Consider the following 24087-nt stretch of genomic DNA (forward strand, 5'->3'; position numbering starts at 1 on the left):
GGATAGTGCCGCCGGGCACCCGGGCTGTGTCGTGAGGAGGTCGGCGTACTCGGACCGAGGGAAGGAGGGGGACCGCTCGGTGCACCTGATGTCGTCCGCTCGTCACTCGGCATATCGCGGCGAACCGGCCGCAACGGACCCGCGATCGGATCGCGTCGCTTCATGGCCGACTGGGCAAGCCCGTCGCGCGCCGGGGCTGTCTATGCCGCCCGTTGCCGGAGGCTTCGCTACCCGGGTGGACTGCCCTCGTTCTTGCCCAACCCGGGTGAGCGTGATCGCCTCGGCGTTTCCGGCCAGTGAAACGCCGAAGCCTGCGATCATCTCGCGACAGCGCAGCGCTCGGCCGAGCTTCAGGCGAAGGCCGCTCGATTGCGAGCCGCCCAGTCGGCGTATTTCGTGGCCGGGCGCCCGAGCACACGCGGCACGTCGGGGCTGATCCGCTGCTCGGCGGGTGTCGGCTCGCCGAGGATGGTCAGCGTGTGGTCGGCCACCGGCTCGGGCATGAAGTCGAGCATCGCCGAACGGGCCTGTGCCCGAGTCAATTCCACGAATCGGAGCGGCTCGCCGACTGCCGCGCCGAGTGCTTCGGCTTGGGCGCGCGGGGTAGCGAGCTCGGGCCCGGTCAGGGTGTAGACCTGTCCGTCGTGCCGGTCGTCGCGCAATGCTGCCGCTGCGACCGCGGCGATGTCGGCCGGATCGATCGAGGGAAGACCGACGTCGCCGAACGGTGCTGCGACCAGGCGCTGCGTGCGCACCGCGTCCGCCCACGCGTAGGTGTTGGAGAAGAATCCGGTGGGCCGAAGGAAGGTCCAGGCCAACCCGGAGTCCCTGATCGCCTGTTCGTAGGCGATGAGCCGGGCGTATCCCGCCGCGTCCGGTCGAGTGGCAACGCCCTGCGAGGACACGAAGACCACGCGCCGCACGCCTCCCGAGGCGGCGATTTTCAGCACCTGCTCTGGTTCCGGACCCGCCACCAACTGCTCGCCGGTGATCAGAAGAAACAGGGTGTCGGCTCCCGCGAAGGCGGGGGAGAGGCTTTCCGGCTCGCCCAGATCGGCCCGAACCGAGCGGACTCCGTCGGGCAGCGAAAGGTCCGCATGCCGCGCGACGGCTGTCACCTCCTCGCCGGCGTCCGCCAGCGCCCGCACGAGGGGCGCGCCGATATTCCCGGTAGCTCCGGTGACCACGATCATTGTAACTCCTTAGTTAGTTGGCTGACTAAAAAGACGGTAGCCGGTCATCGCCGCGCTGTCTACAGTTAGTTGTGTGACTGACTCACAGGCGAAGGCCGGATCGGGCAAGCGGGAGCGGCTGGTCGAAGCCGCGGTGCGGGTGTTCTATCAGCAGGGCGTGGAGAAGACGACGATCGCCGACATCGCGCGTGCCGCGGACGTTCCGGTCGGCAACGTCTACTACTACTTCAAGACGAAAGACCAGCTCATCGAGGCGGCGATCGGCTCGCACGCGCGCATTCTCGATGCCGTGATCGCCGCGAGCGACCGGCACGAGACGCCTTCGGGGCGGCTGAAGGCCCTGATCGCGGGATGGGTCGCAGATCGTGAGCAGACCGTGCGTTACGGCTGCCCGTTCGGCACTTTGTCCTCGGAATTGGACAAGCGGGGGGACGGGCTCGATACCGCGGCCGCCGAGGTGATGCGCGTGCTGGTGGATTGGGCTGAACGGCAGTTCGCCGCGATGGGACGCGCGGACGCGAAGGAGCTCGCGATCGCCTATGTCGCGGCGTATCAAGGAATTTCCCTGCTCACCAATACTTTTCGGGATCCCGGACTGATGGTCGCCGAAGGGGCGCGGCTGTCGCGCTGGATCGATTCGCTGGTGAGCTGACCTCCAGCTGGGCGCGGATGCCGAAACCGATCCTTGCATTCGATGCATTGCCGATATATCGTCGATAGCATGATTAGAACACGAGAGCCTTGGGAGGCTGACATGGAACACCGAGAACATCGAGAATTCGGCCGGCGTGGCCGCGGGCCGGTGCCCGGTCACGAGGGCTTCGAGCACGGGCGGCGCTTTCGCCGCGGCGGACGTCACGGCTTCGGCCCGGAGTTCGGGCCTGGCTTCGGTCCCGGCTTCGGGCCAGGCTTCGGCCCGCATTTCGGACGCGGACGCGGACGCGGCGGCCGGGGTAGGCGTGGTGACGTACGCGCCGCCGTGTTGTTGCTGCTCGCCGAGCAGCCCATGCACGGTTACGAACTGATCCAGCAGATCCGTGGGCGCAGCAACGACATCTGGCGGCCGAGCCCCGGATCGATCTACCCCGCGCTGGCGCAACTGGAGGACGAGGGCCTGGTCCTCATCGAGAAGGTCGCCGGGCGCAAGACCGCGAAGCTCACCGAGTCCGGCACCGAGTACGTCGCCGCGCACCGGGACGAGCTGGGCGATCCGTGGGCGGACGTGCAACAGGACGTCGGCGCACAGGCGATGGACCTGCGCGCACTCGTCGGACAGCTGATGGGGGCGGTGGCCCAGGTCGCGGCGGCAGGCACCCCGCAGCAGGCGGCGCGGGCGGCGGAGCTGCTCACCGAGACCCGCAAGTCCCTTTACCGCATCCTCGCCGAGGACGAGACCCCCGAGAAGTAGGGGACGCGAAACACCCCTATACCGCGCGCATTTCGAGCCGATCAGAGGGATCATTGTGAGATGCGACAGTCGATCCGAGCGGGAACTTGGGGCGTTTCACACTTGCGTGATGCCGTGCTGGCCTTCGTGGTGGCCGGTGTGGCCGCGCTCGGCCCGGGCGTGGCGTCGGCCGAGCCGCTCGGCTTCCGCCCGCCCGACGTGCCGACGTACGCCGCTCCACCGCAATCGGACCACCTGGCCGCCGCGTGGTATCAGAAGAGTCATCCGAACGCGGTCCCCAGCGGTACCAACGATTTCGGCTGCGTGCCCAGCGCCCGGCATCCCCGTCCGGTGGTGCTCGCGCACGGGACCGACTCCACAGCCTATTCCGACTGGTCGGGGATCGCGCCGCAGCTGACCGCGGCCGGATTCTGCGTGTTCGCGCTGAACTACGGCGGCAAGCCCGGAGCGCACAGCTACGGCACCGAGGATCTGGTGCTCAGTGCCTACCAGGTCGGTGCGTTCGTCGATCGAGTGCTCGCGGCGACCCACACGGACAAGATCGATCTGGTCGGGTTCTCGCAGGGCGCGAACGTGACTCGTTACTACGTCAACAAACTGGGCGGTGCGCCGAAGGTCGAGCAATGGGTCGGCCTCGCATCGCCCAGCTACGGCGGTGTGATGTACGGGCTGGTGCCGGTCGCCGAGGCGATCCCGGGCGCTCTGCAGGCGTTCGCTCAGGTGACTTCGCTCGCCGCCGTCCAGCAGGTCGAGGGGTCGCCGCTCATGCTCGATCTCAACGCGGGTGGCGACACGGTGCCCGGGGTGCGGTACGTGACCGTCGGCAGCCACGTCGACGAGATGATCCAGCCGTTCGAGAACATCGCGCTGCGCGGGCCCGGCGCGCGGAACATCGCCCTGCAAGACCTGTGTCCCGCCGATCTCACGGGGCACTTCCACATGGTGTACGACCCGTTCGTGCAGGAGTTGCTGCTCACCCTGCTGGATCCGGGCAGCCCGGCGCCGGTGTGCAGGCCGGTCCCACTCGGCACCGGTATCCCGGAGGTCATCATCGCGGGTCATTCCTGACCGCAACCGCCCGCGGCGCCTGGTTCGCGGCTGTGGGGCGCCAGAGCGCGGTGATCGGACTCGGATCCGGTACCTCGATACAGGCACGCCGAGGCAGCGGACCGCCTACCGGAGGCGTACGCCGTGCCCACCGCCGAGTGGCCGGGCCGTGTCGCCGAGTCCGCCCTGTGTTCGCCCGGGTGCATTCGGCACGCGTACCAGCTGACGCCGAAGCGGCTGAATCCGGTCCGCTGACCGCGACGCGGCCGGTGTGAATACCAGACGCTGCGCTACACGGGCGGCGGTGCTGCTCGCACTGCTCCCGGGTATCGGCGTATTCGGAGGCGATCATGTGCCACGGCTGATCCGAGGGCCGCCCAGCGGCTTGAATTAAGTGCGGACAAAAGCGCCGGACCGCTTGCCGCGACCTGGCTCGACCGACGCCGTGCCGACGCACGTCTGCCCGCGTGCGAGGTCGACGCGAAGCTCATCGACTCGGCCCGCTGTGCGTAACACCTTCGCGCGGTGCTCGCGGCCGGGTGTGACGACCTGGTGACGTGCAGTGAAACCCTGCGTTCTATCGGCTTTCGTCCACCACTTCTGGTATCCAGGGCGCAGCTCGGCGCGGTATCGGCTCTTGCGTGAACAAGTTTCAATCAATGATTGAATCAACGATGGAAACGTGCTTGACTTGGCGCATGCCGAAACCGGTCTCCGAAGCCGCGACCACCCGCGATCGTCTGCTGACGGCCGCCGAGCGACTGCTGCTGGAAGGCCGATACGACGAGGTGTCCGTGCGGGGTATCTGCGCGCAGGCAGGAGCGAACCCGGCGGCGGTGCACTACCACTTCGGGTCGAAGGACGCCCTTGTCGCCGCGTTGCTCGAGGAGCGTTTGGGTCCGGTGTGGGCGGACCGGTTGGCCGCTGTCACCGGTGGGCACGGGTCGATCGCCGAGGTGGTCGATGCGGTGATCGAGCCGTTCGTCGAGTTGGCCGCCGATCCGGTGGGCCGGTTGCACCTGAGGCTGCTGGCGCAATTCGTCCTCGGCAGGCAGGTGACCGAGTGGCGGCAGCCGTGGTTCCGGATCGATGCGTGGGTGAGCCTGTTGCCGGGCCTGAGCGAGCGCGAGAGCAGGCGCCGGTGGATGTTGGCGTTCGACCTCCTCATCATGCGATTCGGCAGTGCGGAGCACCGAGAGATGTCGCAGGAGGCGGTGGCCACCCTCCGGGAATTCGTGGTGGCCGGATTGACCGCTCCGACAGGAGAGAAACAATGAACGACGTATTCGCACCCGCCCAGCTCGGGCCGATCACCCTGCGCAATCGGGTGATCAAGGCCGCGACCTTCGAGGGCCGCACGCCGGACGCGCTGGTGACCGACGACTTGATCGAGTTCCATCGCGAGGTCGCCGCCGGTGGCGTCGGGATGACCACCGTGGCCTATTGCGCGGTCGCTCCCGGCGGCCGGACCGACCGGCATCAGATTTGGCTACGCCCGGAAGCGGTGCCGGGGCTGCGGAGGCTCACCGAAGCCGTGCACGGTGCGGGTGCCGCGGTGAGCGCGCAGATCGGCCATGCCGGACCGGTGGCGAACGCGGCCTCCAACCGAGTTCCGGCGCTGGCGCCGAGCCGGATGTTCAGCCCGCTGTCGATGCGGATGATGCGAAGCCCGGACGAGAACGGGATCCGCGAGCTCGTGGCCGCTCATGCCGGCGCGGCGAAGCTGGCCGAGGAGGCGGGTTTCGATGCGGTGGAGATCCATTTCGGGCACAACTATCTGGTCAGCTCGTTCCTGAGCCCCAAACTGAACCGCCGCGCGGACCGGTACGGCGGCAGCTTGGCGAACCGGGCGCGGCTGGCGCGTGAGATCGCCGCCGCGGTAAGGGAAGCCGTGGGCGGCAGGCTCGCGGTGACCGCGAAGCTGAACATGGAAGACGGAGTGCGGGGCGGGCTCACCGTGCCCGAGTCGATCCAGGTCGCCGCGTGGCTGGAAGCCGACGGCAGCCTGGACGCGCTGGAACTGACGGCGGGCAGCTCGCTGCTCAACCCGATGCTGCTGTTTCACGGTGACGCCCCGCGGAAATCTTTCGGCGACGTTCTTCCGGTGCCCGCGCGATGGGGATTCCGTATGGTCGGCAAGGCATTCCTGAAGGAGTATCCGTACCGGGAGGCGTATCTGCTCGAGCGCGCACGGCACTTCCGCAGGGAATTGTCGATGCCGCTGATCCTGCTGGGTGGCATCACGAATCTGGACACGATGCGGCTCGCGCGGGCAGAAGGCTTCGAGTTCGTCGCCATGGGCCGTGCGCTGCTGCGGGAACCGAATCTGTTGCGACGCATCCAATCGGATGCGTCGACGCGGTCGGCGTGCGTGCACTGCAACGAGTGCATGCCCACGATCTACACCTGTACTCGCTGCGTATTCCGTCCTGGTCAGCCGCGCGAACCCGTAGAGCTGACACTGTCGGGCATCGGCGGCGCCGGCACGCAGCAATAGGCGGCCGCTGATCGACCGGCACCGTGTCTGCGAGGGGCAGTCGAACGCGGGCCGTTTGACCGGATGGCATCGCCGTGCCAGAAGGGGCTGAAGAAGCGTGTACGTGACCGAAACGCGAATTGCGCGTGGGCAGTGGGGAGGAACCCCACTTCCTTGCGGCGATCAGTCGTGGAACGCGTAGAGGATCGCGCCGTCGCGGGAGAGGACGGCGCGGATCGCCTCATAATCGGCGGGCGTCAAGGAGGCACGGCGCTGTTTCCAGAAGGACAAACTCGCCGCCAATCCGGGATCCGCGGTGCCGTGACGGCGGCAGTACTCGGCGAGCGCCACCCGCAAGCGCGGCGACGTCGCGGGGTGCGCGGCGAGGTCGATCAGGCTGGTCAGCGTCGCGCAGGCGGACACGTAGTCGCGGGCCGCGGCGGTCGGGCTCTTCGTGTGCTGGTTCATCGTCCTCTGGTGTCGTGACCGTCGGGGCTCGGTACAGTGCGGTTGTTGCCGAAAGCGCTTGCGGCGGAGGAGATTCGCGTGGGCATCAGGTCGGGCCGCGCGCCCACGTTGGCACGCGCGGGGGCACCCGTGCCAGCCGGGAACCGCTGGATCGAGCGTGCGATCGGATCTTTCTATCGGCGATCCGCGTTGAGCGCGATCTCGAGGTCGACTTCGATGATGCCCTCGCCGGACTCGTCGGCGACCACGGTCGGCGCGATCGCGCCGGTGGCGCGGTAGGTGCGGCGGGGGATCAGCCGTCGCAGCCCCAGCCGCACCCGTCTGGGCCCGTGTCCGGGCCGTAGCGCCAGTTCGAGGGCACTGCCGTCGGTCACCGCCTTGGCGACCAGGACATCCGTATGAGGCGCGATGCCGAGAATCGGTCCGGTCCGCCACTCGGGCGGCACCGTTGCGCGAATGAGATCGCGCAGGCCGTCGGGCCGGTTGAATCGGGTGAGCGTGTGGTGGGCGTTGGTCACTGTCGAGACTCCCGCGAGCGCCGGGCGCCGTTGCGCTCGTCGACTCGGTACCGGGTCGGGCATGGACCAGGGCGTCGGCGAGGTCGGATTCGCCCATCTCGGCGGCGGCGGTGGCGACAAAGATTTTCGTCATCCCGTCACCGTTGATCACGTTGTAGTTGCCGAGGTCGATGCGGGCGCGTGAGCTGCCGCGCAGGCGCGCATCCCGCCCGTCGAAGTCGATGAAACGATCGCGCAGCGTGGTCCAGGTGTCGCGCGCGAGGTCGGGCATCATCGCGTTGAGCCAGGCCACCACGCCCGCGTCGTAGCCGAGCACGGGCCTGCTGATGGCGATCCCGTTGCCGATTCCGGAGTGCAACGACCGGGAGCAGCGGCTCGCGATGACGCGGTATCGGCAAGGACCGAGCGCGAGCACCCCGCTGCGCTGACCCGTCCTGCCTGCGGGAGAGCGTGACGCGCGAACCGAACTTCGTCGCTCCGGATTCGAGGCCCGTCTCCCGGGTATGCGCCAGATGTCAGCTTGTTCCGATATTCCAGGAGGTTGTTGTGGCTGAACATGGAAGCGGTGCTCGCGAGGGCGTCGAGGGCGTCGTCGAAGACGCCAAGGGCAAGGTGAAGGAAGCGGCCGGTACCGTCACCGGTCATCAGGACCTGAAGGACGAAGGTCGCGCGCAGCAGGACAAGGCGGAATCGCAGCGCGAGGCGGCCGGGAAGGAAGCCGCGGCCGAGAAGGCGCGAGCCGAAGCCGACGTCGACGAGGCCCGTCAGTCCGCCCATCAGCACGGGCGGTAATCACGCGCGGGTTCGTCCCATCGGAGGTATCCGCCGCCGTCAGCAGAGCTGGCGGCGGCGGACCGGCGTCGTGGGCCTGCTTCGCTCAGTCGCGGTGAACGATGACCGTCACGGACCGATCGGGATGCGGGGTGCCCGCGCCGCCCCGCACGGCGAACACGTCAGCGGGCTTCCTGGACCTCGGTAGCTTGGCCAAGAGAGTGAACTGGTCATCGAGTGCGGTGCGCATCGCGTCGACCAGAGCGCGGTCCAAACGAAGCGTGCGCAGCGAGGCGTAGACGTCCACCCAGGTCGGCAGCGCGAACGAAGCATCGATCCAACTGTGCTGGTCGGGCAGGTAGACGGTGAGAATCGGCGGATCGTTGTACCCGAGCCCGGGCCAGGAGTCCACTGACTGACCGGCCACTTGCATGACGAAAGTCAATGCCTCGGAACGTAATTGCAGCATGCCCCGTTTGACGGCATGGCGGGGGTCATCGCTCCATCCGCTGACATCGAACCGCCTGCAATCGATCACGGTGCGGCGGGAACCCCAGTGCTCGGAGAACCACCGGCGGATCTCGCGATTCCATTCGAGAGCGGCCAGTATGTCGACACCTCCCGCCTGTGCCTGCGTCAGATCGGGAACCTGTTCGGCGATTTCCGTCATATCCAACGCGGCCTCGGGCTTCGGGTAGCGCCGTGCCAGCCGCACCGGCGATTTGTGTCGTCGGCTGTGTCGGCCGAGTCCTGCGAAGGCGGCGTAGTGGATATCCCAGCCCTGCGGATGGTTGGTCGGCGGCGGTAGGTCGACGGGGCGGCCCGCGACCAGTTCGTCGGCGATCCGATTGGCCACTGCGGCGTCGCCGTAGTGGGTGCGCAGCAGCCGCAATGTGCACACCGCGGCGAGTACATCGATGATCAACGGCGGGTAGCTCGGTACGTCCAAGACGAGAGTGGACGGGGGAAACAACGGCTGGTTCGGTTCGGAACGATCCGGTTGCAGATTGCGCGACGACATTGCTCGGTCGACCGAGATTGTCTGCTGCCCAGAGACGTCCGCCACGATACGTCCGCGAAGGAAATCGGAGTGGTCCAGCAGATACTGGGTCAACTCGACCTCGCGTCGACACCACAGGCTGGCGGTGTAGGTCTCGGACCGCACCCTGGCGATCGCCGGTGTGGCGGCGAACAGACGCCACACCATGCCCGTGTTGGACTCGCCGGTGGGGACGGTCATCGCGTCGATGGCCACGTCGGGGGCGCGCCACAGACCGAGTTTCATCAGTTCCGGCTTCGTGTCGCCGGACCGATGGCTGAGCGCCAGGGAAGGCCGTGGCCACCACGGGGCGATGGCGGCGAACGCGAAGGTCGCCACGTCGGCGAGCCGGACATCCCGCCACGGATGAGTGGCGGCGGCTTCTAGCCAGGCCAGAGTCCGCAGTCCCAGGGCACAGCGGCGCAGGACGCACAATCCCAGCGCGCTGACCGGGCGATCCCTGCTGATCAGATAGCCGATGGCGTCCATGATCGGCGGACAGACCAGCAACCTCGCGAGGATGCCGACGGCTTCCCGCAGCCGCTCCGGTTCCAGCTCCCGCGTCAACCAGAACCAGTGGTCTCGCCACTCGAGTGATTGTCCTTGTTGCGTGGGTACCTTGATCGGCAGCCCGTCGGGCCACGTCGCGCAGTAGAAGGTCTCGATCGCTTCGGCGAGATCCATTCGCAAGTGGTGTGTCTGCTCGAAAGCACCCATCGCTTGGTCGACCCGGCGGATCGTCACGTGATACAGCAGATCCGCATCCGTGGAGGGCGCGCGGAACATGCTCGAAAAGGTGTTTCCGACGATAGAGCTGAGCCACGCGCGGATGAACTGCGATTGCAGGCGGGCTTGTGACGCTTCCTCCGTACTCGTTCGCTGTAGCTCATCCGACAACGAAATCAGCTGGGCAAGACTGTATTCGCGATCGTATTCGAGTGGGCCCGCCTGCGCGAGGACGTCATCGAGCGCGGCCGAGCTGGTCGAACGGCTCACACCGGGTGGAAACAGGTCCCATTCCGTCGCCCCGAAAAGCGGCCAGTCGTCGAGCGCGCCGCGGTGGGACCAGGTCTGGTAGGCGAGCGGGAGCGGTACCCCCTCGATGGCGTGCCGCACCCCGTGGGCGACCCAGTAGTCGTGAGGCCACGGCTCGGTCCACAGAATCGTCGTGTCGTCGCCGAATTTCCGATCCAGCCACTGCCACCACGACTCCCACAATTCGGGATCGATTCGCCGGACCGCCGTCCGGAACCACGCGTAGGCTCCGGCCGCCACCGCCGATGCCTCGGATCGCGACATGTCTGCCTCGAATACGGTTGTCGTGCAGATCGATTCATCCGAGAATACGGTGCCGCGCCCGAATGCGGCAGCCGATGAGACCGTCGGTAGCGCGGTCGCGGCCGGTGCGGGGTCGACGGCAAACCTGTGGGCATCGCGGGCGGGCTCGTATCGATAATCGGGGTGCGCGGCAGCCCGGCGAGCCGGCGCCTAGGCGTACGGCTCGACGGTGAGCACGTACTCGAGCCTCGTGAGTCGCTCGGCTGTCTCCAGCGACGATGTGATGACCAATCGGTTGGCGCCGCCGTCCTCGACGACTTCCGCGCCGGATCTCCGCAGCCAGTCGAAGAACTCCGAACGGATTGCCGTGAGAACGGTGTCGTCGCCGAGGTCACCCGGAGTCAGGAGGACGAGGTATCGGCGGTCTTGCGCTGGCATGCGGCTCTCCTTCGATCATCCCGGGGACTCGATCGGATCAGGGCGGCGGACCCTTTCACTGGCGAACTGCCGCCCTCGGATGCCTAGGCGGAGTCACGAAGTCCGCATGTTACGCGGATACTCGCTCGCTGGATCGCACGCGCGGCCGATCGACCCGGCAGCGCTCGGAACCGATTCCGTCCGGCGAGCCGGAAGTGCCGCTCGTCGGGGACGAACGGCCTGTCCGGCGTAGATCCGCGCAGTAGATCAGCGCGAAGACCCGTCGGCCACCGCCCGGCGGGCCGCGCTGACCGCACGCTTGGCAATGGCCCAGCGGTGCACTTCCGAAGGCCCGTCGTAGATGCGGAAGGGCCGTACTTCGCGGGAGAGGCGCGCCAGCGGGAGGTCGTCGGAAACACCGAGCCCGCCGCACAACTGAATGCTGCGGTCGACGATGCGGAAGATCGCCTCGGCGGCGAAGGTCTTCGCGATCGAGGTGGCGTTGCCCGCGTGCTCTCCGTTGTCGAGTTCCCAGCAGGCGCGTACCAGCAGTGCGCGGGTCGCGGCGATGTCGATCTCGTTGTCGGCGATCATCTTCTGCGCCATGCCCAGATCGCCGATCCGGGAACCGAAGCCTTCACGCTGGGCGACCCGCTCGACGGCGATGTCGTGGCCTCTGCGCGCCGCTCCCAGCCAGCGCATCACGTGCGTCATGCGAGCCGGACCCAATCGCACCTGGGCGTATTCGAAGCCGCGGTCGACAGCGCCGAGCACCGCTTCGTCGGGGACGAACATGTCCTCGAAGAAGACTTCGCAGTGTCCGCCGATCATGGCGCGGTCCAGCGTGGTGATATGCCTGCCCACGCGCAGGCCCGGGGTGTCGGCGGGCGCCAGGAACATCGTGGCCCCGCCCCGCTGTCCCGGTTCGCCGGACGTGCGGGCCATCACGATGAAGAAGCCGGCCCCGTCGGCGCCGGTGATGAAGTGCTTGTGGCCGTTGATCCGCCAGCCGCCGTCGACGGGGACGGCCCTGGTGGCCAGCGCCGCCGGGTCGGAACCGGCTCCGGGCGCAGGCTCGGTCATCGCGAAGGCCGAGCGCACCTCGCCGCGGGCGAGCGGTTCCAGGTAGCGCGACTTCTGCTCCGGGTCGGCGATGTGGGCGAGCATGTGGACGTTGCCCTCGTCCGGCGCCGCGATGTTGAGCGCCGTCGGGCCGAACAGCGAGTAGCCCGCCTCCTCGAACACCGGCGCGCGATCCGACATCGACAGGCCGTGGCCGCCGTACTCGACGGGCGCGTGCGGCGCGAAGACCCCGGCCTCGCGCGCGAGCTTGTTCAGCGTGACGCGCAGTCCGTCGCCGCCCGCGGCGGTGATGTCGCCGAGGTGCTCGTCTTCGATCGGCAGCACCGTCTCCCGCACGAACGCCCGGGTGCGGTCGATCAGCGCCCGAACTTCGTCGGAATAGGTCAGTTCGATCGGCATCGCGTATTCCTCCTCGACATGCAGCGCCTCGTCCGCGGACCGAACGATCGCTCTGTCTGAACACTGTTCCACTGGGCAGGTGCGGTGTCAAAGAAGTTGATTCATGGAGGTTGTCCCGCACGAATAGTGGATATCTGTTGTTCAGCTATTCTGAACAACATGCGAAACGAGCCTGTGGCGCCGCACGAGGCGATCCGGCACGCGCGCCGCGCCGCGGGTCTGTCGCTACGCGAAGTGGCCCGCCGTCTCGAGGTGAGTCCGGCGACGCTCAGCGCCGTGGAGACGGGAAAGACCGGAATCTCGATCGCCCGGCTCACTCGCTTGTCCGATGTGCTGGGCGTGCCGGTCGCTCATTTGCTCGGCGGCACCTCTCCCGCGGCGCGCCCGAGCTCCGATCGGGCCGATTCCGAGCGGGATGAGCAGGGTGACTGGCGCGAGTTCGCCCCGCTGGACGTCGACCCGGTGCTGGCCGCCGCCCTCGCGTCGTTCGTAGAGATCGGCTACCACGGCACGACCGTGCGCGCCATCGCCCGGCGGGCTGGTACCAGCGTTCCCGGCCTCTACCACCATTATCGCGACAAGCACGACCTGCTGGTCCGCATCCTCGATCTGACCATGGACGAACTGCACTGGCGAGTGCGCGCCGCCCGCGCCGAAGGCCGCGACAGCATCCACCGCGTGCGCCTGATCGTCGAAGCGCTGGCCTTGTTCCACACCCACCGCCGCGACCTCGGTTTCATCGGCGCCAGCGAGATGCGCAGCCTTTCTCCGGGGGAACGCGCGCGCATCGCCCGCTCCCGCCGTGATATCCAAGCCCTCCTGGACGACGCGATCGCCGAGGCTCATGCCGAGGGCCGCATCGCCAATTCCCAGGTTCGGGCGGCAGGTCGTGCCATAGCCACCATGTGTACGGCCATCCCCCAGTGGTTTCGCGAGTCGGGCTCGGCGACGCCGGAGGAAGTGGCCGCGCAATACGGGGATTTCGCCCTGGGTCTGCTCGGGGTCGATCCGGTGCGTTAGCCGCATATTCGCGGCTTCGCCCCGCCCTTCGCCGGTGGCCGAACAACACCCCGGCGAACAGTCCCACCTTGGTGGTGATCGGCATACCCCTTGGGGATCGGAGCCCAGCACTCGGGGGCCTGATGGCGGCGGCGCATACGGCGGAAAGTAGGACGAGTACCGCCAGTGAACCGGAGCAGCCCATGTCGACTCTCAGCACAATCGCCGCCACGGAGGAACGGCGTGCCACGGTGTGGACCGAGGACGGCGCGGCGCTCGCGGTTCGCGAATACGGCCCGAGAGACGCGGACCTCACCGTCGTCCTGCTGCACGGACATTGCCTGCGCAGCGAGTCCTGGACCTACGTCCGCGACGAGCTGCTGCGCCGCTACGCAGGCGCTCGGATCGTCTGCTATGACCACCGCGGCCACGGCGAGTCCGCCGCCGCGCCCCGGCGGACCTACAACATCGACCAGCTCGGCCGGGACCTGCGCGAAGTTCTCGATGTCGTCGCCCCGACCGGGCCGGTCGTCCTCGTCGGCCACTCGATGGGTGGTATGACCGCGCTGACCTACGCCGGTCAGAATCCGCACGAGATCGGCACCCGCGTCGTCGGAGTCGCCCTTCTCGCGACCGCCTCGGGCGGTCTCACCGACGCTGGGTTCGGCCGTCTGCTGCGCAGCCCGGTCGTCTCCGCGTTCCAGGCGGCCGTCCGACTCGCGCCGGGGGCGATGCACCACGCGAAGCTGCTGGCCTGTCAGCTGTTCGCCCCGCTCGTCCGTACCGCGGAATTCGGTGATCGCAAGGTGAGCCCGCGGGTGCTCGCCCTCGCCAACGCGATGCGCAACGAGACGCCGATCGTCACGATGGCGAGCTTCTTGAGCGACCTCATGGTCTACGACCGGACCGAGGCTCTCGGGCTTCTGTCCCGGATTCCGACGCTGGTGCTGTGCGGTGGCGCCGACTTGATGACGCCCCCGTCGCATTCCGTCGCGATGGCCGCCGCGGTCGAGTACTCGGACTTCGTGATCGTCGAGAGCGCCGGACACTCGGTGATCCTGGAGCAGCCCGGGCTGGTAGCGGAGGCCGTCGCGCGCCTGATGACGCGCGCGGGCGAGGCCGCCGACCTCACCTACGTCGCGTAGCGGCCGGAAACCTCACAGGTATCGCTGGCGGAGTTTGCCCTTGACCAGCTTCCCGGTGGGGGTCCTGGGCAGATCGTCGGCGAAGTCGAAACTGCGCGGCACCTTGTAGTGGGCGATGCGGTCGCGCAGATACTCGCGCAGCTGCGTGGCCAAGGCGGGGCCGGGCTCGGCGCCGGGGGCCGGTTGGACTACGGCCTTGACCGATTCGCCCATCTCCTGGTCGGGCACGCCGATCACCGCCACGTCGAACACCTTCGGGTGCAGGGCGAGGGCGTCCTCGACCTCCTGCGGGTAGATGTTCACGCCGCCGGAGATGATCATGAAAGCCTTGCGGTCGGTGAGGAACAGGTAGCCCTCCTCATCGACGTAGCCGATGTCGCCGGTGGTGGTCCAGGTCGGGTGGTCCGGGTGGACCGCTTCGGCGGTCTTAGCTGGGTCGTTGTGATAGGCGAAGGGGGCCTCATCGCGTTCGAAGTAGACGGTGCCGATCGCGCCGGTGGGCAGCTCCGCGCCGTCGTCGCCGCACACCCGGATGGTGCCGAGACCGGCCGTGCCGACCGAGCCGGGCTTGCGCAACCACTGCTCGCTGTCGATGAAGGTAGCGCCGTTTGCCTCCGTCGAGGCGTAGTACTCGTGCAGGATCGGGCCCCACCAGTCGATCATCGCCCGCTTCACGTCGACGGGACACGGAGCGGCCGCGTGCACGGCGACCCGCAGGCTGGACACGTCGTAGCGGGCGCGGACGGCCTCGTCGAGCTTCAGCATCCGGACGAACATGGTCGGCACCCATTGGCTGTGGGTCACGCGGTAGCGCTCGATGGCCGCCAATGCCTGTTCGGCGTCGAACTTCTCCATGATCACCAGCGTTCCGCCGAGCGCATGGACCACGCCGCCGAAACGCAGCGGCGCCGCGTGATAGAGCGGGGCCGGGGAGAGATAGACGGTCTCGGTGTCGAATCCGTAGAGGGGGCCGAAGATCGCGGTGTAGGTGTCACCGGGCGCGTCACCGACCTGCCGTTCGGGCAAGGGTTGTTTGATGCCCTTGGGTCGTCCGGTGGTGCCCGAGGAATACAGCATGTCCGCGCCGCGCGGCTGGTCCGGGAGTGGCTCGGGCGTCGCCGCGGCCTTCGCCTCCTCGTAGGACTTGTATCCCGGCACCGGGCCACCGAAGGCGAGGCGGAGCTCGACCGCGGGAGTCTCCGGGACGATCCGCTCGGCGGCGTCGGCGAGACCGGCCGATACGATCAGCGCCCTGGCTCCGCAGTCGTTGACGATGTAGCTGATCTCGCTGGGCGACAGATGCCGGTTGACCGCGGTGATGTAAAGCCCGGTTCGCAATGCCGCCCAATACACCTCGTAGATCTTCGGGTCGTTGCCGGACAGCAGCGCGACGTGATCGCCCTTGCGCAGCCCCGCGTCGTACAGGTGCCGGGCCAGTCGAACCGAGTTCTCCTCGAGCTCCCGATAAGTCAGCGCTTCACCGGTCTCGGCGACGACAACAGCCGGTTTTTCTGGGAATCGGTCGACGTGTGCGCCGGGGTACATGCGGCTCCTCGGTGGAACGGAGCGGTCGGTGTCCGACCGCCCGGGCCTGCGCGGGACGTCCGGATTCACGGCCGTGCCGGCATCCCTGGCGTCCCGCAGAGCGGTTGCTCTGCCACCGACGATAGCTGAAAGTAAACGGTGGTTCTGGTCTATTCATCGGAATTCGCCCGGGCGCGCTCAGCGCCGGTCGCCGCGGGTGCGATGGGCTGCCGCCCGGCCGGACACGCTCGCTCGCGGGAGGGACACCGGGGCAGCCGCCTGCCCGTCGATCAGGACATGTGCCACGCTCACCCGCGTGCCTCGCTCGAGCCGCACGCCGGCGCGGCTGCGCGGGCGAACTCGGCTCCACCCGAGGAACCCGCGCCGGGATCGAGCAGACGACGTGCCGATGCACCCTGAAGGGTGCGGTTCTCGGGATCCGCGATCGCGGCATGGACGAGGATTCCCCTGGACGTTACTGGTAGTTCACCGTTTCCGCCGTCGGCTGCGTTTACGATCGCGTCATCGAGGGGAAGGTGGCGAATTGCCGTATCGCCGCACATCAGTGCTTGCCGTAATAATTTTCACGCTCTGTGGTCTGCTGTCGGGTTGCGGGGAGGATCGCAAGTCCGGACCTGTCCGTGCGTACAACGCCGATGCGAGGGTGCTGAACATCGTGGCGGGCTCCGAGCACGACGCGGTATTCGAGCAGGTCGTGCAGCCGTGGTGCCGGGACCAGAAGCTCACCTGCACCATGACCCGCCTGGGATCGGTGGATCAAGCTCGGCTGCTGGAGTCCGGCGACGCGCCATACGACGGATTCTGGTTCGCCAGCAGCGTCTTCCAGCAATTGGGTGATACCGCACACCGCCTGCAGCAAGTGCAACCCATGTTCAGCACGCCACTGGTATTCGCAGGTCCGCGTAGCGAGTTGGACGCGCTGGGATTCACCGGGCGGGAGGTGGGCGTCGAGGAGATCCTGGCGGCGGTCGAGGCGAAGAAGACCACGACGTGGATGACGAATCCGACCCAGTCCAATTCCGGCGCGACCGTGCTGCTGGGCTTCCTCAACTACTTCGCAGGCAACGATCCCGGTGTGCCGCTGACCCGGCCGCAACTCGATTCGGAGCAGGTTCGTGCCGGGATAACGCGTCTGACACGGGCTTTCGGGAAGACGCCGCCGTCCACCGGGCTGCTCATGGACGAATGCCTGGCCGCACCGCAACAGTGCAAAACGATGTTCACGTACGAGGATCTGGTGATCGAGCGCAACCAGCAATTGGTGCGGGCGGGTAAGGAACCCCTGTACGCCATCTACCCTAAGGGCGCACTCGCGATCTCGGACGCTCCGCTGGGATTCCTGCCGCACGGCGACAATCCGGAGAAGCTCGCGAATTTCCGCGAACTACAAGACTTCTTGCTTTCGGCGGATACCCAGCAGCGGCTGGTGCAGTTGGGGCGGCGGCCGATCACCAGCATCGGGCTGTCGCTGCCGGGCGCACCGCGTGCGGTCTTCGATCCAGCCCGGGGCATCCGCGCGACGATCACCGAACAGCCGATCACGTATCCGGCCGCTCCGGTCATCGACGCCGCGCTGGAGAACTACCAGACCGTCTACCGCACTCCCACCGACCTGGTCTACTGCATCGATGCCTCCGGCAGCATGGCCGACAACGGCGGCTGGGACGGGGTGCAGCGGGCCGTGGACCTGCTGTTCGATCCGGTGCAATCGAAGAAGTACCTGCTCCAGATCGGTCCGCACGACCGCACGGCGGTGCTGCTGTTCAACCAGACCACGGCCCCCGCGCGATGGACCAGCGGCAATGCGGCGCCGGACCTGCGGAGCCTGCGCGACGCCGTTCGCGCCCGCAAGCCGGGCGGCAACACCGGCATCTACCGCTGCCTCGACGCCGCCGCCGACCAGTTCACCGGTGCGGCCGACCCGGAACGAAAACGTATGGTCATCCTCATGACCGACGGCGCCGACACCGAAGGCGGCCGAGGCCTCGACGACATCGCCCGCACCGGAGTCCCGGTGGTGGTCATCGGATTCGGCTCCGCGGTGCAACAGGACACGCTCCGGACGATCGCCGAGCGCACCGGCGGGTCGTATATCACCACCGATGACATGGTCGCGGCGTTGCGCCAGGCCACCGGTTACCGGTAGGAGGGGCCGGTGCCGAGTAATGCCGCCGTGATCGCGGCGCTGGTCGTGCTCGTTCCCACTTTCCTCGGTCTGTACGCCGTGCTCGGATCGCCGGTCGGCGCGGCGCTGGTCGCGGTCGGCGTGGCCGTGCTCACCGGCCTCGCCGGGCAATCGGTCGCTGTCGTCACTCGGCGCGGTCGGCTGACGCGGCGCGTATCGGAGACCAACCGCCGGGTGGCGACACTGGCCGCGCGCGTCACGGATGCCGACACACGCGTTGCCCTGCTTCGAGCCTGTGGCACCATCCCACGCCTGCTCGATCGCACCGAGACCGTCGATCCGGCAGACCTTTCCATGACCTCGCGCAAGCTGCTGGACTACCTGGTCAGTGTGGAATCGGCGCTGCGGCGGTACGTCGAGATCCAGGACCACAGGTCGGCCTATCGTGATGCCGAGGCGCTGCTGATCCGCAGCCGACGCACACTCGCCGGTTTCGAGGCTTTCGCCGCGCACAGCGCCGAACAAATCGGCGAGGCCGATCTGGCGTCCTTCTTCCGGGACCTGGCCCACCTGGAACTCATGAATCCTTTGCAGCTTCCCCCGAGTGAGGAGCGATGAACAGATCCCGCCTCCCCGTCCTCATCGCGATCGTGGTCGCCGTGACCGCCATCGCCGTTGGCGTCGTGGTGATCCGCGACTCGAACGACACTCCGGCCGCAGTCCAGCAGCTCACCTGCTCGGGCGGATCGGAGAAATCGTCGCTCATGGCCGACGGCGAAGTCCGTGCCGTCCTGCGCGACCGGTACGGACTCGAGGTGCGCTTCGACAAACGCGGTTCCTATGACCTGGCGCAGATACCCACCGAGCAGCTGCGCAATCAGAAGATCGACTGCCTGTGGCCGTCTTCGGCGAGTGCGCGCAGCGTCTTCGAAACATCGCACGACACCGCCGCTTTCCCGGACTACCGCGCCGAATCGGTGCTCGAGACGCCGGAAGTGATCTACGCGGGCGCGGCCGCGACCGACGCGCTGGTTCGCGCGGGCATCGTGGCGCGGCGCGACAACACCTACTACATCGTCGATTTCAAGCGCTTGCTGCTCGACTTCGTCTTGCCCAAGCAGAAGTGGACCGCGCTCGGCGCGCCCGACCTCGCCGGTCCCATCCGGATCGCCAGCACGGATCCGAAGTCCTCGAATTCCGGATTCACGCTGCTGCAACTGGAACTGACGGTCATCGCCTCGGGCGATGTGTTCCAGCCGCCGACGGTCAGCGAGGCCAGGTCGGGACTGCCCGCCGTGCGCGGCCTCTACGACGCGCAGGGTCTGCAGTCCGACAGTTCCGACGGCGGTTTCCGGGAATGGCTCATCCAAGGAGCGGCCTCGTTGTACGCCGGATACGAGAACCAGATCCTGCAACAGCTGGTCGGCTACCGCGACAACGGCCCCGCCACCGAGGCGCTGCTGGCGAACGCCAGGCTGCTGTATCCGGACCCGACGATCTTCAACAGCAATCCGATCCTCGCCCTCACCGCTCCGGCGCATCGGTTGATCACGGCGCTCCAGGATCCGAAGATCCAGTCGATCGCCTGGCAGCGTTACGGTTTCCGCTCCGCCACCCAGCTCGGCGCAGCGCACGCCGCCGACTTCGCGCAGATCCCGTTGGCCACTCAGCCGCGCTCCACGACCCCCCCGCGGGCCGACATCACTCAGCTCCTGCTCGCCTGCGTCCGCGACAGCCAGTGCTCTTGAGCAAGGTTATTCCACCCGAAGTGGGCAATACGGTCCATGGAGAGGTGAGAACCATGAGTTTGTTCCGAAATGCTGACAGATACCGATGGCGCCGCACCGGCGGAGTGCGGCGCAGCCGGTGGCGGACCGGGTACGGAAGCGGATGGCGCAACCGGTATGGCGACCGGTGGCGGCGGCGCGAGCGTCGGGGGACGGGCAGGTATGCGAGATCCGGCGGATTGCGTGGGGCCGCGCGCTTCGGCTTCATCGCACGCGGGATCGCCTACATCGTCATCGGCATTCTCGCCTTCATGCTGGCCGTCGGCACCGCGCAGCACGAGCCGACCGCGGGCGGTGCGCTGGCGGCGCTCGCCGGTAAGCCGCTGGGCTATCTGCTGCTGTGGATTCTGGTTTTCGGATTCGCGGCTCTGGCCGCCTGGCGGCTGGCGCAGGCCGCCGCCGCGCCCGCGACGAGTTCGAACGGGCCCCGGCTGCGCGCCTTGGGCCTCGGAATCCTTTATGCCATAGCGTTCTTCGTCGTTCTCAGGTTCGTCGTGGACGGACGGACACCGCAGCCGAGTGATGCATTCGCACGCGATGTGACCGCCCGGATACTCGGCTGGAGCGGCGGCCAAGTGGTCGTCTTGCTCCTCGGCTTGGCCATCCTGGCCGGGGGCGTCCTGATAACCTTGCGCGGGATTCGGCTGGGCTTCCTCGACGATCTGCGAATGGGCTGGATGACCCGAGCTTCGCGGGAGGCCGTGATATGGCTGGGCCGGATCGGCTATCTGGCGCGGGGCGTCATCGTCATCGGCATCGGACTCGCCGCAGTGGTGGCGGCCGCGAACTACGAACCGGCGAACGCCAAAGGGGTCGACGCCGTTCTGCATGATTTCGCCGACAGCGCCTTGGGCCCTTGGCTGCTCATCGCTGTGGCCCTCGGGCTGATGGCGTTCGGGATACTGTCGTTCCTCCAAGCGCGATACCGGCGCACCTATGGCGGCGTTCCGGTCTGAGTCCGATCACGGCCGGGCCGACCGCCTGTTGTCGCGCTCGTCGGCGTCCGACGGCCCGAATGCGGGATGCGGTTCGCAGAGCCCGCCGATACCGGCCGTCGGTCAGCCGCGTGTGTCCGCCGTCGGCTCGGACCGGTCGGCCGGCCCCTTGATCTCGATGATCGGTAACCGGAGCGCGGCCGGAGCGTCGGCCGGGACCACGGGGTTGCGCGGCGGCACGGGGGCGATGCGCCGGTAGGGCGCGCCCGGCTCGGGACGCGGATCCGGCTCGCCCTTGTTCGGCCAGAGGGCGGTGGCGCGCTCGGCCTGCGCGGTGATCGTGAGCGAAGGGTTCACCCCGAGATTGGCCGAGATGGTGGAACCGTCGATGACATGCAGTCCCCGGTACCCGTGCATCCGGTGGTAGGGATCGACCACCCCGGCGTCCGAGGAGTCGCCGATGACGCAGCCGCCGATGAAATGCCCGGTCATCGGGATGTCGAACAGAGCGCTCCAACCGGCGCCCGGGATGCCGTCGATCTTGTCGGCGACCCGGTGGGCCACCTCGTGCCCCGCCGGAAGCCAGGTCGGATTCGGTTCGCCCACACCTTGTCTGGTGGTCATCTTGCGACCGAACAGACCGCGTTCGGTGTAGGTGGTGATGGAGTTGTCGACCGACTGCATCACCAGCAGCCCGATCATCTGTTCCGACCAGCCGCGCGGATTCTGGATGTGGAAGGCGTCGCGTCCGAGCTGGCGCATGGTTCGCGCCCACAGGCGTAGCTTCGATGTCCGCCCATCGGGGTCGATCATGGCGGTGCCGATGAGGCCGATGGCGTTGCTGCCCTTGCCGTAGCGCACCGGCTCGATGTGGGTGTCTTCGTCCGGGTGGATCGAGGAGGTGATCGCCACCCCCTTGGTGAAGTCGGAGTCCTTGCGGCGGCTGCGTATCGAGAGCAGCTCCTCGGAGTTCGTGCGGGAGAGTTCGCCCAGACGCGGGGAGATGTCCGGCAGAGAACCGCGGTCGCGGAGCCGGTGCAGCAGTCTCTGGGTGCCCAGCGCGGCCGCGGCGAAGACGACCTGCTCGGCGGTGAACCTGCGGCGCGCCCTGCGGACCCAGCGTCCGGTGCGGACGGTGGAGATCTCGTAGCCGCCGCCGGGCAGCGGACGCACATCGGTCACCGTGGTGAGCGGATGGACCGTCGCACCGGCCAGCTCCGCGAGGTAGAGATAGTTCTTGACCAGGGTGTTCTTGGCGTTGTGGCGGCAGCCGGTCATGCACTCGCCGCAGTGCGTGCAGGTGTTGCGGGCGGGGCCCGCGCCGCCGAAGAACGGGTCGGGCACATCCTGACCGGGCCGCGCGCCGTTGCCGCCGAACAGGACGCCGACGGGGGTGCTGCGGTAGGTCGAGCCGACGCCCATCTCCTCGGCGATCTCGGCCAGCACGCGGTCCGACGGCGTGGTCGCGGGGTTGGTCGTCACGCCCAGCATCCGCTTGGCCTGGTCGTAGTGCGGAGCGAGTTCGTCCTTCCAGTCGGTGATGTGGCCCCACTGGCGGTCGCGGTAGAACTTGTCCGGCGGTTCGTAGAGGGTGTTCGCGTACACCAGCGAGCCGCCGCCGACGCCCGCGCCCGCCATGATGAAGGTGTCCTTCAGCAGCGTCAGCCGCTGGATGCCGAAGCAACCAAGGGCCGGGGCCCACAGGTACTTCTTCGCGTCCCAGGAGGTCGTGGCGAACTCGTCGTCGGCGAAACGCCGTCCCGCCTCGAGCACGCCGACCCGGTAGCCCTTCTCGGTGAGCCGCAGCGCGGTCACACTGCCGCCGAACCCGGAACCGACGACCACCACGTCGTAGTCGAACGTCATCTGATCTCCACCACTTGTCGAAAGTTGTTGCCGCAGAGAGGGTCGCGTCAAGAGACGCGCCTCGGGTCGTAGTCGGCGAAGTCGACCTTGCGCGTATGCCACCGATAGCTGGTGACGGTGCCCGGCCAGTTGTTGGTGATTCGCCCGGCCGCGTTGCGATACCAGCTCGAGCAGAAGTTCCACGGTGTGCGGTCGAGCCGCTGCTGCAGCCTGCGATCGAACCGGGCCTCGACATCGGGGCGCACTTCGAGCACGTGGCCGGGCCGCTCGGCGAGACGCTGGACGGCCTGGCGGATATAGCGGGCCTGGGATTCGATCATGTAGACGATCGAACCGACGCCGAGGTTGGTGTTGGGGCCGTAGACGAGGAACAGGTTCGGGTAACCGGGAACCGTGATGCCTCGGTAGGCCCGGGCCCCCTGCGACCACTCGTCGGCCAGCTTGCGGCCGCCCCGGCCGGAGATCCGCATCGGCCAAAGGAATTCGGTGCCCTTGAAGCCCGTGCCGTAGACCACCGCGTCCACCTCGTGCAGCGCGCCGTCGGCGGTGCGCACGCCCTCCGGGGTGATCTCGGCGATCGCGGTGGTCTCCACCGTCACGTTGGAGCGGGTGAGCGCGGGCAGGTAGTCGTTGGAGAACAGCGCTCGCTTGCAGCCGGCCGGATAGTCGGGGGTCAGCGCGGCCCGCAGGTCCGGGTCCGCCACCTGGCGCTTCAGCTGCCGCAGGCCGATCCGCGTCACCAGCTTGCGGATGACCGGCACGTCGACGATGCCCAGCGCGAGGAACTCGCAGAACAGCCAGAACGCGAACCGCTCGGTCAGGCGGGTGATCGGCAGCAGCCGGAAGGCGCGATGATGCCAGGCTTTGTACTCGACGTCCGGTTTCGGCATGATCCACGCGGCCGAACGCTGGAACAGCGTCAACTGCGCCACCGAGGGCGCGATCGCGGGCACGAACTGGACCGCGCTCGCGCCGGTGCCGATGACCGCCACCCGCTTGCCGGTCAGGTCGGCTTCGTGATCCCACTCGGCGGAGTGGAAGGCCGTGCCGCGGAAGGTCTCCACGCCGGGGATGTTCGGCAGCGCGGGCCGCGAGAGTTGCCCGACCGCGGAGATCAGCACATCGCAGGTCAGCTCGACCCCGTCGGCGGTGCGCACGGTCCACCGTCCGGTCGCGTCGTCGAACTCGGCCTCGGTGACCTCGGCGCGGAAGCGGATCTTGGGCAGCAGATCGTGCTCGCGAGCGATTCCGCGCAGGTAGGCGAGGATGTCCGGCTGCCGGGAGAACCGCTTCGGCCAGTCGGTGCGCGGCGCGTAGGAGTAGGAATACAGCGGCGAGGGGATGTCGCAGCCCGCGCCGGGGTAGGTGTTCTCCCGCCAGACGCCGCCGACGTCCTCGGCCCGCTCCAGGATCTGGAAATCGTGCAGGCCCGCACGCTGGAGTTCCATCGCCATGCCGAGCCCCCCGAAACCGGTGCCGATGATGACGATCGAAGGTGTGCTCATGACGACAACGCTATGACCTGGACAAAGACCGATGCCAAACACCTGAGGTCAGAAAATCCATACTTTCGGCCAAATATCGCAGC

General features: G+C 67.8%; 21 protein-coding genes and 1 pseudogene. 12 read left to right on the forward strand and 10 right to left on the reverse strand.

Translation table 11 applies throughout. The annotated features are described in order from the left end of the window. Positions 1–350: 350 nt before the first annotated feature. Positions 351–1193 (reverse strand): NAD(P)H-binding protein, encoded by an 843-nt coding sequence (locus tag ABZW96_RS02745; protein WP_355070642.1) that lies wholly within the window; start codon positions 1191–1193, stop codon positions 351–353. Between the two features lie 73 nt (positions 1194–1266). On the opposite strand from ABZW96_RS02745, the gene ABZW96_RS02750 reads away from it, so the two are divergent. The 5 genes from ABZW96_RS02750 (at position 1267) to ABZW96_RS02770 (ending at position 6145) form a co-directional block, all read left to right on the forward strand. After that, positions 1267–1845: a TetR/AcrR family transcriptional regulator gene (locus ABZW96_RS02750; RefSeq protein ID WP_355070644.1), complete on the forward strand. Its 579-nt coding sequence runs from the start codon at positions 1267–1269 to the stop codon at positions 1843–1845. 102 nt (positions 1846–1947) lie between these two features. Next, on the forward strand, positions 1948–2601 hold the full coding sequence (locus tag ABZW96_RS02755) for a PadR family transcriptional regulator (RefSeq protein ID WP_355070646.1): 654 nt from the start codon (positions 1948–1950) through the stop codon (positions 2599–2601). Between the two features lie 60 nt (positions 2602–2661). Next, positions 2662–3669, forward strand: coding sequence for an alpha/beta fold hydrolase (locus ABZW96_RS02760; protein ID WP_355070648.1), 1008 nt, complete (start codon positions 2662–2664; stop codon positions 3667–3669). A 677-nt stretch (positions 3670–4346) separates the two neighbouring features. Then, entirely contained in the window at positions 4347–4925 is a 579-nt protein-coding gene (locus ABZW96_RS02765; RefSeq protein ID WP_355070650.1) for a TetR/AcrR family transcriptional regulator, read from the forward strand. Next, positions 4922–6145, forward strand: a complete 1224-nt coding sequence (locus tag ABZW96_RS02770; protein WP_355070652.1) for an NADH:flavin oxidoreductase — start codon at positions 4922–4924, stop codon at positions 6143–6145. Before ABZW96_RS02765 ends, ABZW96_RS02770 begins: the two co-directional genes overlap by 4 nt. A gap of 162 nt (positions 6146–6307) precedes the next feature. Here ABZW96_RS02770 and ABZW96_RS02775 read toward each other — a convergent pair whose 3' ends face one another. From ABZW96_RS02775 to ABZW96_RS02785, 3 genes and pseudogenes are all read right to left on the reverse strand, one after another. Next, positions 6308–6592, reverse strand: coding sequence for a hypothetical protein (locus tag ABZW96_RS02775; RefSeq protein WP_355071068.1), 285 nt, complete (start codon positions 6590–6592; stop codon positions 6308–6310). Between the two features lie 173 nt (positions 6593–6765). Continuing rightward, positions 6766–7110 (reverse strand): hypothetical protein, encoded by a 345-nt coding sequence (locus tag ABZW96_RS02780; RefSeq protein ID WP_355071069.1) that lies wholly within the window; start codon positions 7108–7110, stop codon positions 6766–6768. Between the two features lie 121 nt (positions 7111–7231). After that, a pseudogene (locus tag ABZW96_RS02785) lies at positions 7232–7384 on the reverse strand (hypothetical protein); the annotation flags it as partial. Between the two features lie 272 nt (positions 7385–7656). On the opposite strand from ABZW96_RS02785, the gene ABZW96_RS02790 reads away from it, so the two are divergent. Continuing rightward, a complete protein-coding gene (locus ABZW96_RS02790) occupies positions 7657–7902 on the forward strand; it encodes a CsbD family protein (RefSeq protein WP_355070654.1) in 246 nt (81 codons plus the stop codon). 85 nt (positions 7903–7987) lie between these two features. Here ABZW96_RS02790 and ABZW96_RS02795 read toward each other — a convergent pair whose 3' ends face one another. The 3 genes from ABZW96_RS02795 to ABZW96_RS02805 form a co-directional block, all read right to left on the reverse strand. Beyond that, positions 7988–10219, reverse strand: coding sequence for a hypothetical protein (locus ABZW96_RS02795; RefSeq protein ID WP_355070656.1), 2232 nt, complete (start codon positions 10217–10219; stop codon positions 7988–7990). A 189-nt stretch (positions 10220–10408) separates the two neighbouring features. Beyond that, positions 10409–10636 carry a hypothetical protein gene (locus ABZW96_RS02800; protein ID WP_355070658.1) on the reverse strand — a complete coding sequence of 76 codons (228 nt, stop codon included), beginning with the start codon at positions 10634–10636 and terminating at the stop codon, positions 10409–10411. 246 nt (positions 10637–10882) lie between these two features. After that, positions 10883–12097, reverse strand: coding sequence for an acyl-CoA dehydrogenase family protein (locus ABZW96_RS02805; RefSeq protein ID WP_355070660.1), 1215 nt, complete (start codon positions 12095–12097; stop codon positions 10883–10885). A 159-nt stretch (positions 12098–12256) separates the two neighbouring features. Between ABZW96_RS02805 and ABZW96_RS02810 the strand changes: the two genes are divergently transcribed. Next, positions 12257–13117 (forward strand): TetR family transcriptional regulator, encoded by an 861-nt coding sequence (locus tag ABZW96_RS02810; RefSeq protein WP_355070662.1) that lies wholly within the window; start codon positions 12257–12259, stop codon positions 13115–13117. Between the two features lie 182 nt (positions 13118–13299). Beyond that, positions 13300–14241, forward strand: coding sequence for an alpha/beta hydrolase (locus ABZW96_RS02815; RefSeq protein ID WP_355070664.1), 942 nt, complete (start codon positions 13300–13302; stop codon positions 14239–14241). A gap of 12 nt (positions 14242–14253) precedes the next feature. Here ABZW96_RS02815 and ABZW96_RS02820 read toward each other — a convergent pair whose 3' ends face one another. After that, positions 14254–15786: an acyl-CoA synthetase gene (locus ABZW96_RS02820; protein WP_355070665.1), complete on the reverse strand. Its 1533-nt coding sequence runs from the start codon at positions 15784–15786 to the stop codon at positions 14254–14256. A 523-nt stretch (positions 15787–16309) separates the two neighbouring features. On the opposite strand from ABZW96_RS02820, the gene ABZW96_RS02825 reads away from it, so the two are divergent. The 4 genes from ABZW96_RS02825 to ABZW96_RS02840 all read left to right on the forward strand — a co-directional run bounded on the left by ABZW96_RS02825 (position 16310) and on the right by ABZW96_RS02840 (position 20654). Then, complete coding sequence (locus ABZW96_RS02825) at positions 16310–17932, forward strand: VWA domain-containing protein (RefSeq protein ID WP_355070667.1); 1623 nt, start codon at positions 16310–16312, stop codon at positions 17930–17932. 9 nt (positions 17933–17941) lie between these two features. Beyond that, positions 17942–18529 carry a hypothetical protein gene (locus tag ABZW96_RS02830; RefSeq protein ID WP_355070669.1) on the forward strand — a complete coding sequence of 196 codons (588 nt, stop codon included), beginning with the start codon at positions 17942–17944 and terminating at the stop codon, positions 18527–18529. Beyond that, the gene (locus tag ABZW96_RS02835; protein WP_355070670.1) at positions 18526–19659 is read left to right on the forward strand and encodes a hypothetical protein; all 1134 of its coding nucleotides are present in this window, start codon (positions 18526–18528) and stop codon (positions 19657–19659) included. The genes ABZW96_RS02830 and ABZW96_RS02835 overlap by 4 nt, the downstream gene beginning before the upstream one ends. Positions 19660–19877: 218 nt before the next feature. After that, positions 19878–20654: a DUF1206 domain-containing protein gene (locus ABZW96_RS02840; RefSeq protein WP_355070672.1), complete on the forward strand. Its 777-nt coding sequence runs from the start codon at positions 19878–19880 to the stop codon at positions 20652–20654. Positions 20655–20756: 102 nt separating this feature from the next. On the opposite strand, the gene ABZW96_RS02845 is transcribed toward ABZW96_RS02840, so the two are convergent. Continuing rightward, complete coding sequence (locus ABZW96_RS02845) at positions 20757–22499, reverse strand: GMC family oxidoreductase (RefSeq protein WP_355070674.1); 1743 nt, start codon at positions 22497–22499, stop codon at positions 20757–20759. 47 nt (positions 22500–22546) lie between these two features. Next, a complete protein-coding gene (locus ABZW96_RS02850) occupies positions 22547–24004 on the reverse strand; it encodes an NAD(P)/FAD-dependent oxidoreductase (protein ID WP_355070676.1) in 1458 nt (485 codons plus the stop codon). Positions 24005–24087: the final 83 nt, after the last annotated feature.

Source organism: Nocardia sp. NPDC004168 (assembly GCF_040610355.1).
GTDB classification, from domain to species: Bacteria; Actinomycetota; Actinomycetes; order Mycobacteriales; family Mycobacteriaceae; genus Nocardia; species Nocardia sichangensis.